General features: G+C 37.3%; 12 protein-coding genes. 8 read left to right on the forward strand and 4 right to left on the reverse strand.

Annotated features, from left to right (window positions below; translation table 11 throughout):
* Window positions 1–302: 302 nt before the first annotated feature.
* From gvpN to H6G14_RS00955, 5 genes are all read left to right on the forward strand, one after another.
* On the forward strand, window positions 303–1,559 hold the full coding sequence (gene gvpN / locus H6G14_RS00935) for a gas vesicle protein GvpN (protein ID WP_190565275.1): 1,257 nt from the start codon (window positions 303–305) through the stop codon (window positions 1,557–1,559).
* Window positions 1,556–2,002 (forward strand): gas vesicle protein GvpJ, encoded by a 447-nt coding sequence (locus H6G14_RS00940; protein ID WP_190565276.1) that lies wholly within the window; start codon window positions 1,556–1,558, stop codon window positions 2,000–2,002. The genes gvpN and H6G14_RS00940 overlap by 4 nt, the downstream gene beginning before the upstream one ends.
* A 125-nt stretch (window positions 2,003–2,127) precedes the next feature.
* Window positions 2,128–2,595: a gas vesicle protein K gene (locus tag H6G14_RS00945; RefSeq protein ID WP_190565449.1), complete on the forward strand. Its 468-nt coding sequence runs from the start codon at window positions 2,128–2,130 to the stop codon at window positions 2,593–2,595.
* Between the two features lie 105 nt (window positions 2,596–2,700).
* On the forward strand, window positions 2,701–3,435 hold the full coding sequence (gene gvpF, locus H6G14_RS00950; protein WP_190565277.1) for a gas vesicle protein GvpF: 735 nt from the start codon (window positions 2,701–2,703) through the stop codon (window positions 3,433–3,435).
* Window positions 3,436–3,448: 13 nt separating this feature from the next.
* Window positions 3,449–3,826 carry a gas vesicle protein GvpG gene (locus H6G14_RS00955; RefSeq protein ID WP_190565278.1) on the forward strand — a complete coding sequence of 126 codons (378 nt, stop codon included), beginning with the start codon at window positions 3,449–3,451 and terminating at the stop codon, window positions 3,824–3,826.
* Between the two features lie 125 nt (window positions 3,827–3,951).
* On the opposite strand, the gene H6G14_RS00960 is transcribed toward H6G14_RS00955, so the two are convergent.
* Window positions 3,952–4,266, reverse strand: coding sequence for a gas vesicle protein (locus H6G14_RS00960; RefSeq protein ID WP_242053318.1), 315 nt, complete (start codon window positions 4,264–4,266; stop codon window positions 3,952–3,954).
* 153 nt (window positions 4,267–4,419) lie between these two features.
* On the opposite strand from H6G14_RS00960, the gene H6G14_RS00965 reads away from it, so the two are divergent.
* From H6G14_RS00965 to H6G14_RS00975, 3 genes are read left to right on the forward strand one after another with little or no spacing between them, the layout of a single operon-like run.
* Window positions 4,420–5,103: a GvpL/GvpF family gas vesicle protein gene (locus H6G14_RS00965; protein ID WP_190565280.1), complete on the forward strand. Its 684-nt coding sequence runs from the start codon at window positions 4,420–4,422 to the stop codon at window positions 5,101–5,103.
* Window positions 5,104–5,140: 37 nt separating this feature from the next.
* Window positions 5,141–7,048, forward strand: coding sequence for an ArsA family ATPase (locus H6G14_RS00970; protein WP_190565281.1), 1,908 nt, complete (start codon window positions 5,141–5,143; stop codon window positions 7,046–7,048).
* A 42-nt stretch (window positions 7,049–7,090) separates the two neighbouring features.
* On the forward strand, window positions 7,091–8,932 hold the full coding sequence (locus H6G14_RS00975) for an AAA family ATPase (RefSeq protein ID WP_190565282.1): 1,842 nt from the start codon (window positions 7,091–7,093) through the stop codon (window positions 8,930–8,932).
* Between the two features lie 392 nt (window positions 8,933–9,324).
* Here the strand turns inward: H6G14_RS00975 and H6G14_RS00980 are convergent, their stop codons facing one another.
* The 3 genes from H6G14_RS00980 to H6G14_RS00990 all read right to left on the reverse strand — a co-directional run bounded on the left by H6G14_RS00980 (window position 9,325) and on the right by H6G14_RS00990 (window position 13,879).
* Window positions 9,325–11,676 (reverse strand): NACHT domain-containing protein, encoded by a 2,352-nt coding sequence (locus tag H6G14_RS00980; protein ID WP_190565450.1) that lies wholly within the window; start codon window positions 11,674–11,676, stop codon window positions 9,325–9,327.
* 454 nt (window positions 11,677–12,130) lie between these two features.
* Complete coding sequence (locus tag H6G14_RS00985; RefSeq protein WP_190565283.1) at window positions 12,131–13,264, reverse strand: hybrid sensor histidine kinase/response regulator; 1,134 nt, start codon at window positions 13,262–13,264, stop codon at window positions 12,131–12,133.
* A gap of 24 nt (window positions 13,265–13,288) precedes the next feature.
* Window positions 13,289–13,879 (reverse strand): response regulator, encoded by a 591-nt coding sequence (locus H6G14_RS00990; RefSeq protein ID WP_190565284.1) that lies wholly within the window; start codon window positions 13,877–13,879, stop codon window positions 13,289–13,291.
* Window positions 13,880–13,954: the final 75 nt, after the last annotated feature.

Genomic DNA, 13,954 nt, shown 5'->3' on the forward strand with positions numbered 1-13,954 from the left:
TTTTCGAGAATTGGTAATCTGTCGGCAAACTAGACTAAATAGTAAACCCCCCTAATCTTATAGTTAGACAACTAGTTAGAAAAGGGGGTAAATTCAACAATGAGTTTTAGTATAAAACTTTAGATATCTTAAGCTATCTATTAATTTATTGCAAGCAGGTTATCGAGAACTGAAGTTGTTTTTTGGGTTTACTTTTGTTATTGATAACCGATGAACCCATCGTAGCATATTAAAGTTACGAATTGCAATATTAAGGATCTAATTTTTTTGTCTGGCAAAGTAATTGTTCATCATCGTAATTTATGACTCTCACTGCAAATAACAAGAAAAGAGCTGTTCTCCGCGTCCGTCCCGGTCAATTTGTCGTTACACCTGCGATTGAGCAGGTAGCAATTCGGGCGTTACGTTATCTCACATCAGGATTTGCTGTTCACTTACGGGGGCCAGCAGGTACAGGGAAAACAACTTTAGCCATGCACTTGGCTAACTGTTTAGATAGACCAATCATGTTGATTTTTGGAGATGATGAATTTAAAAGTTCTGATTTGATTGGTAGTGAATCCGGTTATACCCATAAGAAGTTACTGGACAATTACATTCACAGTGTTCTCAAAGTCGAAGACGAATTTAAACAAAATTGGGTCGATTCTAGACTAACTCTAGCTTGTAGAGAAGGCTTCACTTTGGTCTACGACGAATTTAACCGTTCTCGACCGGAAGTGAATAACGTCTTGCTCTCAGCTTTAGAAGAAAAAATTCTGACTCTTCCTCCTAGTAGTAATCAGCCAGAATACTTGCACGTTAATCCCCAATTTCGGGCTATTTTTACCTCTAATCCAGAAGAGTACTGCGGAGTCCACTCAACTCAGGATGCTTTAATGGATCGGTTGGTAACTATTAATATGCCAGAGCCGGATGAGCTAACTCAAACTGAGATATTAGCTCAGAAAACCGAACTCAATAGAGCAGATGCTTTGTTAATTGTGCGATTAGTGAAAGCATTTCGCTCACGTACAGGTGGGGAGAAGACTTCTGGCTTGCGGTCTTGTTTGATGATTGCTAAGGTATGTGCCGAACACAATATTTTAGTTGCGCCAGAAAGCTCTGATTTTCGAGAAATCTGTGCAGATGTGCTGTTCAACCGGACGAATTGGTCTGCTAGCGAAGCCACGACGATCTTCCTTGAATTGCTAAACCATCTGGACTTACAGCAAATAGAGGAGTTCAAGAATAGTATTACACCAGAGGATACAGATGCGATCGCAGACGATGATCAAAATTCGATCAACGAAAGCGGGTTTCCTACAATCATCGATTCTCAGTTTGGCACTCTTGATTCTGAAGTTACCGAACAACCAGGTGTAGAAGATTCTATTCCATTTGAGCAGGAAATTTATCTCTACTTACAACAGTACAAAAGTGCAGCCTTAGCTCTAGTTCAACAGGAATTTGAACTCAGTCGGACTGTAGCCACCAATGCTCTCAACTCTTTAGAGCAGAAAGGCTTAGTAAGCAAGAACAATCATGTGTATACCATTGAAGAGCCGAATCAATCGTGACTACCACCCCAATACACCCAACACGTCCTCAGACTAACTCAAATCGAGTAATTCCCACTTCTACACAAGGTTCTACCTTAGCGGATATTCTCGAAAGAGTTTTGGATAAAGGCATTGTGATTGCTGGCGATATTTCTGTATCTATCGCTTCAACTGAACTCATACATATTAGGATTCGCCTGTTAATTTCTTCAGTTGATAAAGCTCGTGAGATGGGTATCAATTGGTGGGAAAATGACCCCTATCTCAGTAGCAAATCGCAACGCTTAGTTGAAGAAAATCAACAACTGCAACAACGGCTAGAAAGTCTAGAAAAACAACTACGTTTACTCACGTCTGCTGTGCAAGAAGAAACGACATTAACAGCTAACAATCCAGAAGATTTACAACCAATGTACGAAGTAAATAGTCAAGAGGGTGATAAATCCCACCTTGATGCTTAGTCAGATTCTGGAAATCCCTAAGCAACCCAGGTTAAATTTATAGCAATTTTATTGATTGTGAATTGGTATTAGCCTGGATTGAATCGAATTCAAAAAATTTAGAAAAGGTAGATAGCATCATGACAATGGTTTGTAATCCAGTTGAAAAGTCTCCTAATTTGCTACCTACCACTTCTAAAGCTAACAGCAAAGCAGGTTTAGCTCCTTTACTTTTGACTGTAGTGGAACTAATACGCCAGCTGATGGAGGCACAAGTAATTCGGCGCATGGAACAGGACTGTCTTAGCGAATCTGAGTTAGAACAAGCAAGTGAAAGTTTGCAAAAACTAGAAGAACAAGTTCTGAATCTGTGCCATATTTTTGAGATTGAACCCACAGACTTAAATATAAATTTAGGTGATGTGGGTACTCTTTTACCTTCCCCAGGATCTTATTATCCGGGTGAGATAGGAAATAAACCTTCTGTGCTGGAACTGCTAGACCGTCTATTAAACACAGGAATTGTTGTAGATGGTGAAATAGATTTAGGTCTAGCTCAACTCAATCTCATTCATGCTAAATTGCGCTTAGTTTTAACCTCAAGACCGTTGTAATTATAAGTGAAAGACAACAGAGGAAATTAAGTAATTAAAGTGGGTATTACCCACCTTAATCTACGCATCACGGGCAATTCTCACCCTAATTGAATTTTGAATTTTATGAGTTCTGGTCTTTATCTATACGGTATTTTTCCCGACCCAATCCCAGAAACAGTTACTCTTCAAGGATTGGATTCTCAACTTGTCTATAGTCAAGTTATTGATGGATTTACGTTTTTATATTCAGAAGCACAACAAGAAAAATATTTAGCATCTCGGCGGAATTTAATCAGCCACGAAAAAGTGTTAGAACAAGCGATGCACGCTGGATTTAGAACTTTGCTACCCTTGCGTTTTGGATTAGTTGTCAAAAATTGGGAAACGGTAGTTACACAACTACTTCAACCATATAAAGCACAATTACGAGAGCTATTCCAGAAATTAGCTGGGAGACGGGAAGTTAGCGTGAAGATTTTTTGGGATAGCAAGGCTGAATTACAAGCAATGATGGATTCTCATCAAGACTTAAAGCAGAAGCGAGACCAAATGGAAGGAAAGGCATTAAGTATGGAGGAAGTAATACAAATTGGACAATTAATTGAAAGTAATTTACTAAGTCGCAAAGAATCTATAATTCAAGCCTTTTTTGATGAGCTAAAACCCTTAGCAGATGAGGTTATTGAAAGTGACCCAATGACAGAAGATATGATTTATAATGCGGCATTTTTAATTCCTTGGGAAAACGAATCTATATTTAGCCAACAAGTCGAAGCTATTGATCAAAAATTCGATGAACGTTTACGCATTCGCTACAACAACTTTACAGCACCTTATACATTTGCTCAAATTTCTTGATAGGAGTCATACAATGCTAGGTAAAATCTTGTTATTGCCTGTTATGGGGCCAATTAATGGACTTATGTGGATTGGAGAACAAATTCAAGAACGTACCAATACTGAATTTGACGCTCAAGAAAATCTACATAAACAATTATTGAGTTTGCAATTAAAATTTGATATGGGCGAAATTTCTGAAGAAGAATTTGATATCCAAGAAGAAGAAATTCTCTTGAAAATTCAAGCTCTAGAAGCAGAAGAGAGCCTCAATAAAGAGTCTGAAGATGGTGATGATTTAGAGGTACAACCTCTTTTTATATTAGCATCTGAAGAAAATCAAGTTTATCAAGAGCCATCTAGATTTAGCGAGGAATACCAAGATAATGAGGATTTAGTTTTATCACCTTGATCAAGTGTTAGTTTAGACTTGAAACGCTCAGGGACAAGTTTTTACTACAAATTTCATTTATATACATCGAGCCACATAATCAGTTTAATTAAACTATTAAAAACCCGCAAAAGCGGGTTAATAGTTTAATATTCGATATCAAATGCTTGGTAGTTATTGGTTTCACGGAATATTTTGGGAAGTGCTATCCGAGAAGGTTTTAGCTCGGCATGACGTAAATGACTAATACTTCTTTCTGTCCCTTCTATCTGAGTTTTAAGTGTGGATAATCGTTGCTTAAGTAGTACTGTTCTCTGTTCAATAAAAGCCAACTCTTGTTTAATTCTCTGCTGTTCTGTTACTAATTTGTAAAGTTCTAATTGACTGGAAGCCTCAGATTTATTTCTAGGCATTGTGGTGATTTTAGGTCTGATTATGCCCCGATTACGTACTTTTGTCATTGGAAATACCTGAATAATTGATAGCATTATAACTAAGATTTTAAAGATGTAAATAGTTTAATGAAATTCAGATGTTTTTCTATTTCTGTGACAAGATATTTGTTCTGACACCAATAAAACAGAATACTTAAGTTTTTTTACCTGGGTGGAATAATGCGATCGCCAAATTTTTATACTTATGCTTTTCTAAATACTCCTGATATTCCTTTATATCTACCATCTGGCAATCTGGGTCAATTACTCCTGATTCATGGCCATAAGCTCTCAGCCGTCGTGGAACCGGGAATATCCTTAGAATCTAGTCAAAATAATGATGAAGAAGTCATCAAAATGGTTTTAGCTCATGACCGCGTCATTTGTGAGCTATCTCAGCAGACAACAGTTTTACCTCTGCGTTTTGGCACTTATTTCAATTCCGAAGAGACATTGCTAAATCATATAGAGTCTCATGCTCAGGAATATCAAGAGAAACTCGATCATATTCAAGGAAAAACTGAATATACTTTAAAGCTCATTCCTCGTAAATTTGAAGAACTTGCTAAGGTTTCAGGGGGAAATGGCAGAGATTACTTTTTGGCGAAAAAACTACATTATGAGCATCAAAAAAGTTTTATTGGTGATCAAAATAGGGAGAAAAATCATCTGATCAATTTAATAATGGATGTTTATCGCTCATCTGCGATTATTCAAGATTATGTAGAAGAAGTACGGCTTCATCTTTTAGTTGATCGCCATGATAAAACTTTACTCTTCAAACAAGTGTTAACGCTACAAGAAAAATGCCCTCATTGGAATTTAATTTTGGGAGAACCTCTACCACCCTATCACTTTGTTTAATTTCTACTAATAAATTTATCAAGGAATTTTTAATTTCATGATGGACTACTATGATTCATTGCATCTAGTTATGTTTAGTGGCAAAGGTGGGGTTGGTAAAACTACCATATCTTGCAGCTTTGCACGTTATTGGGCCAGAAAATTTCCTCAAGAAAAAATTCTGTTAATTTCTACAGATCCTGCACATTCTTTAGGTGATGTGTTGCAATCAGAAGTTAAAGATATTGCATTAGCAGTAACAGACTTACCTAACTTGAGGGTTCAAGCGTTGGATGCTCAAAAACTGTTGTTGGAATTTAAAGCAAAATATAGTTACTTTTTAGAAATACTTGTGGAGAGAGGTAGTTTAGCTGATGGAGGTGATTTAGCACCAGTATGGGATTTAAACTGGCCTGGCTTGAATGAATTAATGGGTTTGCTAGAAATTCAGCGTTTACTAACTGAAAATGAGGCGGATCGTGTAGTTATAGACATGGCTCCTTCTGGTCATACCTTGAGTTTATTACGCCTCAAAGATTTTTTAGATGTTATTTTAAATTCTCTAGAACTGTTTCAGGAAAAACATCGGGTAATTACCCAAAGTTTTAAAGGTAGTTATACGGCTGATGAAGTCGATAACTTTTTAGTGGAAATGAAACATCAATTAGCAGAAGGGAGACGCTTACTGCAAGATGAAAAGTTTACTGGTTGTTTGGTGGTGGGTATTTCTGAACCCATGTGTTTTTCTGAAACTGAGCGATTTTTAAATAGCCTAGAAACTTTAGATGTTCCCTATGCTGGATTATTTATTAATCACATTTTACTAAATTCGGAGTTAGAGCTAGACCGTTACGCTGAACAGCAAAATTTACTTACTAAGTACTTAAATCTTAATACTAATCAGCCTGTTTTTATCGTACCACAACAAAGAGTAGAACCCTTAGGTGGGGTGGCATTAGATTCTCTAGCATCTCAAATTCAAAAAATTTCTAGTGTTGAACTTGTTCCACCACCACTTATTCAATGGCCTGCTCAAGTTTTACCTAGCTTTCATGATTTTATCAACGAAGGATGCAAATTAATTATTATTGGCGGTAAAGGAGGTGTAGGGAAAACGACGGTAGCCGCCGCCATAGCTTGGGCTTCTGCTCAACAACATCCAGATAAAAAGATTCAGGTAATTTCTATAGATCCAGCACATTCTTTAGGAGATGCTTTTGGCAAAGATTTAGGACATGAACCTATATCTTTAACCTCGAATTTAAGTGGGCAAGAAATTGATGCTAACAGAGTTTTAGAACAATTCCGTGGAGATTATCTTTGGGAATTAGCAGATATGATTAGTGGCGAAGGTTCACAAGCAGATACAACAGTGAATGTTGCCTATGTGCCGGAGGCATGGCGGCAGATTATGTCTCAAGCTTTACCGGGTATTGATGAGATGCTATCTCTAATTACTGTGATGGATTTGTTAGATAGTAACCAGCAAGATTTAATTATTTTAGATACTGCGCCAACAGGTCATCTGCTGCGATTTTTAGAAATGCCATCGGCTTTAGGTGATTGGTTATCTTGGATATTTAAACTGTGGCTGAAATATCAAGATGTTTTGGGTAGGGTAGACTTCATTGGACGTTTGCGAAATTTACGTCAACAAGTTGTAAAAGCACAAAAGAAGTTAAAGAATTCTCAACATACTCAATTTGTTGGGGTAATTCAGTCAGAACTAGCCATCATCTCTGAACATATACGCTTAACAGAGTCTTTAAAAAATATGGGGGTTAATCAGCGTTATATAGTTCAGAATCGCTATAGTCCAGAAATGGAAATTGATCATAGTTTATTTCCAGCACAAACTATGATTCGCCTACCTGGATTACCCCGTTCTGTGGAGGCTATAGACCGAGTTAAAGGTGCGGCTAGTCTTTTATTTGAAGTCGAAGAATTAACTGCTAATAAAAGATAAACACAGGAAAAGTAAGATTTTTGAGATTTTTGGAGCGAGGCTATGAGTGATTTATTCAAGGGATTTGAACAGTTAATTGAATTAGTCAAAACTTTAGAAGAAAAAGCCGAGAAAGGAGAAATTAAAACAGATTTCCAGATTAACTCTCGTTCTATGAGCAGTATTCCTCGGACTGGAAATATCCCGCGTCCTAATAATATGGCTAACGATATTGGTACAAGCCGTATTCGTACCCAACCCTCGCCTAATTCTGATTCAGGGAATGGTGACGCTTCTGATGTTGTTGTTCCACCGGATGCGCCTTCTGGTAATTCTTTGAAAGATGTTGGCGGACTGGGTGAGGTTGTTAAAGAACTTAAAGAATTAATCGCTATTCCCTTAAAACGTCCTGACCTCCTGGCAAAATTGGGGTTGGAACCTACACGGGGTGTACTTTTAGTTGGGCCTCCTGGCACTGGTAAAACTCTGACTGCTCGTGGTTTAGCTGAGGAACTTGGTGTTAACTATATTGCGCTGGTGGGGCCGGAAGTTATCAGCAAATATTATGGTGAAGCCGAGCAAAGACTGCGGGGCATTTTTGAAAAGGCTGCTAAGAATGCTCCTTGTATTATTTTCATTGATGAAATCGATAGTCTAGCTCCAGACCGGAGTGCAGTAGAAGGCGAAGTAGAAAAACGTCTTGTAGCCCAACTGTTAAGCCTGATGGATGGTTTTTCCCATAGTCAAGGTGTGATTGTACTGGCTGCGACTAACCGTCCTGACCATCTTGACCCAGCTTTGCGCCGTCCGGGGCGATTTGACCGGGAAGTCCAGTTTCGGGTTCCAGATGTGAAAGGACGCAGAGATATTCTGCAAATTCTCACCCGTGCTATGCCTTTGGAAGAAACGGTTGACCTGGATGCGATCGCCGAACGATCTGTGGGATTTGTGGGGGCTGACTTAAAAGCCCTCTGTCAAAAGGCCGCGTATACTGCTCTGCGCCGTCAAATGCCTTCGGTTGAAAGTGCGGTTCCAGAGAATATGACGGTTAGCCAAGCTGACTTTTTGCAAGCACTCAAAGAAATTAAACCAGCCGTACTGCGGAGCGTGGAAGTCGAAGTTCCTCATATCGCCTGGGACGATATTGGTGGTTTGGATACGATTAAGCAAACCCTGCGGGAATCGGTGGAAGGAGCGCTGTTATATCCAGAATTGTATTTGCAAACCAAAGCACTAGCACCAAAAGGCATCTTACTGTGGGGGCCACCAGGGACAGGAAAAACTTTATTAGCTAAAGCCGTTGCTTCTCAAGCCAGAGCTAATTTTATTGGTGTCAATGGCCCAGAATTACTCAGCCGTTGGGTGGGTGCGAGTGAACAAGCAGTACGGGAGTTATTTGCCAAGGCGCGTCAAGCAGAGCCTTGTGTGGTATTTATTGATGAAATCGATACCTTAGCTCCAGCAAGGGGTAGTTTTAGTGGTGATTCGGGAGTGAGCGATCGCGTAGTTGGACAATTGCTCACAGAGTTGGATGGCATAGAAGTAGGTAGTACTATCTTAGTAATTGGGGCGACAAATCGACCTGATGCCCTTGATCCAGCTTTGTTACGCGCTGGACGCTTAGATTTACAGATGAAGGTAGATTTACCAGATTTAGCTAGTCGTCTGGCAATTCTCCAAGTCCATAGTCAAGGACGACCCTTGGAAGGTGTAGATTTCAACTATTGGGCAGAGATGACTAAAGATTGGAATGGTGCAGATTTAACTTTACTATGCAATCAAGCGGCGGTAGAAGCAATTCGTCGTTTTCGCTCCCAAGGATTGACAGACCCTTCTGAAATCAAGATTACTACCGATGATTTCAACTATGCTTATAAAGTTCTCACAGAACAGCGTCCAGATTAAATTTTGAACGTTGTCTCGGCAACTACCTTAAGACACTCCTGAATGAGTACCAATTTCGTAAGTTTATGATTTAGATATAGCTCAAGTAACAGTGTCATATTTACGTTACTTGAGCCTTTTTAATATTTCCAACATTCTCTAAAACTCCCATAACAGCGCATAGGCATAAAGCAATATTTTGTTGATTTTATAGCTGTAGCCAGATAGACTAGTAGTTCACCAACCCAAAATTACTGGGCTAGGGCAAGCAGGGGAAGCAGAGGGAGCAGGGGGAGAAAGAGATTTTTTTGCTGCTATTAACCTTGCAAAGTTCTCTTGGCAGACTACTAGAACGTCGAGCTAAGATAAAAACCCCACGAAACAAAGCTTTCAAGCCTGTCAACTGTCAACCGTCAACCGTCAACAGCATTTAGCGTGGTTATTTCCGTTTGTTCTGGAGGTAAAATCAAAGCTTCTTGAATAATTTCTGTTAAATTGGGAGTAACATTACTAGCGGTGTTAAAGCAATATACTAATAAGTTGTTTGCCTCCCAGTATTTTTGAATCAAATGCAATTGTTTCTCACTAAATTGCCAACTGCAATCCATTTGGCGATGTATTTTGATTAATTCCTTTAATTGTGTCGTCCAAGATTGCCCATTTGATTGCCACCATGCTTTTAGTATCTCTCCATCTTGTTGTGAACTGGGCAGTTCTTGTTTAAGGTTTTTTAGAGATTCATCTAAAGATGAATTTGCTTGTAGTAAATAATCAATATCAAGAGCTAGTTTGAGTGCAGATATACGCTTATAAAAAAGCTCTGGAGTCAGAGAGACACTAACTGCAAAAATATGACTTAAAGCTAAATCCAACGCTAAATCATCAGCTAGTTTTCCTGTTAGATGACTATCTATAGCTGTAGCTAAAGTTTGGTTACGTGATAAAGCATAATCCGGAGGTAAGACGAGGGTAAAGTAAAAAGCACGTACAGCAGATGAATGATAATTGGAAATAACTGTTGAGGACTTGTTCATTACCCAAGTGAGAAAAAGTCTTACTGTCTCATCTGCGACCGCTAATTTATCAATTTGTTGCTTGATTAAATAGAATAGTTCATCAAAAGATTTGATAATTTCTGATGTAAGCAAGATAACTTCACGCCATCGCTTATCAATCACATAATCAGCAATTTGTTGTAATTTTTTCTGTCCGCTATTAGCAAGAAATCTAGCAGTGAAATATTCATGAAATGTTAAATGAGAAAAAGAATAAATCCCCCTCGCTTGTTCAATTAATAATCCATGCTGTAACTCCATTGCTTTAAGCACAGCTTTGCTATCTACTTGTAAATCTTCTATATCATTTGGTGCATTTGGTAACAGATATAAAAAGTCAGCTATTAATTGACAAATGATATTCTCTTCAAAAAAGTAATCACCTTTTTCAAAAAAAGTGACAGCGATATAACTCAGCAGTTTAATCTTCTGGGCTAAGGTTAAATTAGCATAAACTTCATCTCTTTTTATCCCTTTTGCTTCGTCCCAACGTACTAGTAATAATTCTAATCCTTGCTGATAAATTTCAGAACGCTTAGTAGGGAAATCGCCTAGATATTGAAATACTAAACAGGTGAGATTTAATAAAATAGGTGTGGATGCTAAATTTTGAATTAGTCGATTCTCAGGAAGCGTTATTTTATCAATAAATTTTGATGCTAATGTTTTCCTTAACCGTGTATTCTTTTTAGCAAAAGCCGTAAACCATTTATTAGCAAAATCTGATATTTGTGATTTTGTAAATTTGGATATTTGTACTTCAGCAAAACCTTTAAATTTCTGATGTCTAAATGCAATTCGGCAACTGATAATTACTACATTTTTATAAAAAATATCTAAAAAAATACTGATTGCCTTATTAATTTTTTCCGTATATTTTTCTGCAACTTCATCTAAGCCATCTAGTAAAATCAAAGCTTTACCTTGATGAAATAACTCTTCTACTTCCTGTTGAGCTATTTTACAAATACTTAATTCTTCAATTATATAGCTTAACAAAGGGTTTTTATCTTCATGGTTTATATTTTCAGCAAAATCTTTCAGGCTAATAAAAATAGGAACACGTTGAGGCTGAAATTTACCTTGATTACAAAGAGTAGCGATGGATTGTAAAAAAGTAGTTTTTCCTGCGCCTGGATTGCCAAAGACAAAAAGTTTAGAAAATTTATCAATAGCTTGTAATCCTGTAATTTTTTTAGTAGTAACTTCCTCTAATGAAAATTCGTTTAAAGCTTTATTATCAGACTTTTGTAACTCTGCTATATGCAGCCATCTTTGATTAGTAATTTCTTCTAATACATTGACATCAATAAATAATTCATCTAATTCTACGGTACGTGCAACATCTAACAATCGGATAGTACCACATTGATTTTGAATTTTTTCTGAGTGGGCGGCACGTATTTTAACCACTAAAGATTCAATGACGGTAGAGTCTTGACCTTCTATTATCTGCTGTGCTTCTAAGCGTTCATCTGGTTCAAATTCTAGTGTTTGAACAATCTCTTCTGGATTTAGGGATAGGCTAAAGCAAATTTCATGGAAGATATGGCGGGCTACGGGTTTGCCGGAAAAAAACTTCCAAATTGGTTGGCGACTATCCAGTCCAACTTGACTGGCTAGATATTCTTGTGTCCAACCTTTATGATTAAAAGCTCGTTTGGCCTTCCTAATACCTTCATCCGAGGCTTGGAGCGATCGTTTAGCCATGCTTATATCAAAAATTAATTCAATTACATCATGAATTTCTACCAATTATATTTAGTTTTTAAATTAGCGGCAAGTTAATTACTTATAATATCAATCTTTCTCAAAAATAAAAGCTCTTAGTCAGTAATTAGCCGGAATTATTAGCTATATCTGTAAAAGATAATGTCCTAACTTACCTAGAGAAGGAAAATCTGCAAATATATGATTAACTTTTTATAGATTACGGTAATATTAATAATTTCAAAATAAGTCGGCTTTTAGTTAATTTTTATTAAGTCTATGAATCTCATTTAATTCTTGTAAAATGCTTAGTAGCTTGAAAACAACCTTATTTATTCTTGCTCTTACCTGTTTAAGCTAGTAATTTCAGGGCTAAAATCAAATTGCTATGGATAGATGATTGCAAATTTGACAATATACTCCATCAAATTGAAAAGCGCTATTGTTATCACAATTAACCCGATATTGAATTTACTTTCAATGGTAGTTTAACTAGGAAACTAGTTCCTTGACCTAAGGTACTATCAATAGATATGGTACCCTGATGCAGATCGACACATTGCTTAACAATTGCTAGTCCTAATCCTGTACCGGGAATGGTGGCAACATTGGCAGCACGTTGAAAAGGTTCAAACAGTTTAGCTTGAAATTCTGGGGGAATACCTACGCCTTGGTCTTTAATTTGAAAATACACACTACTTTCATCGCAAGTCAGCCGCAGCAAAATAGTACTACCTCTGGGTGAGTATTTGACTGCGTTAGAAAGTAAGTTATTTAGTAAATGCCATAGCAGCTGTTCATCTAAGCAGGCAAGACAACTTTTAGTATCTGTGACAAAACTAATTTCATACTGTTCTTTCAATGTCAACCGTAAAGACTCGACTATTTCTTCACAGAAACTTACTACCTCTATTAGCGTGGAGTTCAGTACAAAATTGTTAGCTTCGGCTCTGCCAAGTGTGAGTATATTTTCTAGCAGATTGGTCAAGCTATCAGTGGCAGATTCAATGCGATAGAGATGTTTTTGTTTTTTTTCCTCTGACATCTGCTCGCCATAGGTATTCAACATTTCGGCACTAAGCTTAATTGTCGTCAAAGGGTTACGAAATTCATGTGCTGCCATGTAGAGGTGTTGTGATTTCATTTGGTTTTTGGATTCAGCGATTTGCTGACTATTTTTGGCAGCAATTAGTGCTTGTTTTACTTCAACTTCTGTTTGATGTCGGGCAATCGCAATCTCAATTGTGGTAGCTAATATTCTTTCATCGAAGGGTTTTAAAATATAACCAAAAGGATGGGAAGCCTTAGCTCGCTCTAGTGTTGCACGATCAGCGTTGGCAGTTAGGTAAACTACAGGTAAATCAAAGCGAGACTGGATAGCAAAAGAGGCTTCTATGCCATCGATTTTACCCTCTAGTCTGATGTCCATCAGCACTAAGTCAGGTCGCAAAGCTTCTGCCATGAGAATAGCTTCTTCTCCAGAAGCCACTAAGGCAGGTACACTGTATCCCAAATATTCTAGAGTTTCTCTCAGGTCGTCAGCCACTAATTGCTCGTCTTCAACTATCAAAATTTGGATGGGACTCATATTTAATTTTCTAGTGGATTATATTTATAGCTTATTCAGATTTCTATCCTGACAATTTTTGCTTAAGTTATAAATTTCTTTGATGATCTTTAAAATTTCCTCTCGATTCATAAATTCATATTCATTTATGAGCTTCTCTGATATTGATGTAATGTAATTAAGGGGGTTATTTAAATCATTTCTAATTGTCGATGCCAGATAACTATAAGATGTATTAATTCTTTTTTGTGTTTGTCTATTAATTATTTCTTGTTTCTCTAATCTAGCTGTTATTGCTCCTAGTAATTCTGCTCTTGTAAATGGCTTTATTAGGTAATCATCCGCACCTAATTCTATACCTTGACGAATATCATTCTGAGAAGCTTTAGCTGTAAGAAATATAAAAGGAATCGCTTCAGTTTCTGGATTTTCCCGTGACCAAGTAACAACTTCGTATCCATCCATTTTAGGCATGGCAATATCACAGATAACCAAATCGGGAATTTCTTTTTGGAGAATTGTAATCCCGACTTGTCCGTTTTCTGCGTCTATAACGTAGAAATTTTCCGCAGTTAGCATTTCTACAATAATGCTACGAATATCTTCTTGGTCTTCAATTACTAAAACTTTTGTCATTATCGGAGATATATTTAGTATTTTATTATGTTAAACACTACGTGAAATTTAATTATTTCTTGACAAATGTGATTT

Source organism: Nostoc parmelioides FACHB-3921 (assembly GCF_014696625.1).
GTDB classification, from domain to species: Bacteria; Cyanobacteriota; Cyanobacteriia; order Cyanobacteriales; family Nostocaceae; genus Trichormus; species Trichormus parmelioides.

Bases quoted from the DNA above. Each gene is read 5' to 3' on its own strand.
- gvpN (WP_190565275.1), top strand. From the start codon at position 303: ATGACTCTCACTGCAAATAACAAGAAAAGAGCTGTTCTCCGCGTCCGT.
- H6G14_RS00980 (WP_190565450.1), bottom strand. From the start codon at position 11,676: ATGGCTAAACGATCGCTCCAAGCCTCGGATGAAGGTATTAGGAAGGCC.
- H6G14_RS00985 (WP_190565283.1), bottom strand. From the start codon at position 13,264: ATGAGTCCCATCCAAATTTTGATAGTTGAAGACGAGCAATTAGTGGCT.
- H6G14_RS00975 (WP_190565282.1), top strand. From the start codon at position 7,091: ATGAGTGATTTATTCAAGGGATTTGAACAGTTAATTGAATTAGTCAAA.
- H6G14_RS00970 (WP_190565281.1), top strand. From the start codon at position 5,141: ATGATGGACTACTATGATTCATTGCATCTAGTTATGTTTAGTGGCAAA.
- H6G14_RS00960 (WP_242053318.1), bottom strand. From the start codon at position 4,266: ATGACAAAAGTACGTAATCGGGGCATAATCAGACCTAAAATCACCACA.
- H6G14_RS00990 (WP_190565284.1), bottom strand. From the start codon at position 13,879: ATGACAAAAGTTTTAGTAATTGAAGACCAAGAAGATATTCGTAGCATT.
- H6G14_RS00965 (WP_190565280.1), top strand. From the start codon at position 4,420: ATGCGATCGCCAAATTTTTATACTTATGCTTTTCTAAATACTCCTGAT.
- gvpF (WP_190565277.1), top strand. From the start codon at position 2,701: ATGAGTTCTGGTCTTTATCTATACGGTATTTTTCCCGACCCAATCCCA.
- H6G14_RS00945 (WP_190565449.1), top strand. From the start codon at position 2,128: ATGGTTTGTAATCCAGTTGAAAAGTCTCCTAATTTGCTACCTACCACT.
- H6G14_RS00955 (WP_190565278.1), top strand. From the start codon at position 3,449: ATGCTAGGTAAAATCTTGTTATTGCCTGTTATGGGGCCAATTAATGGA.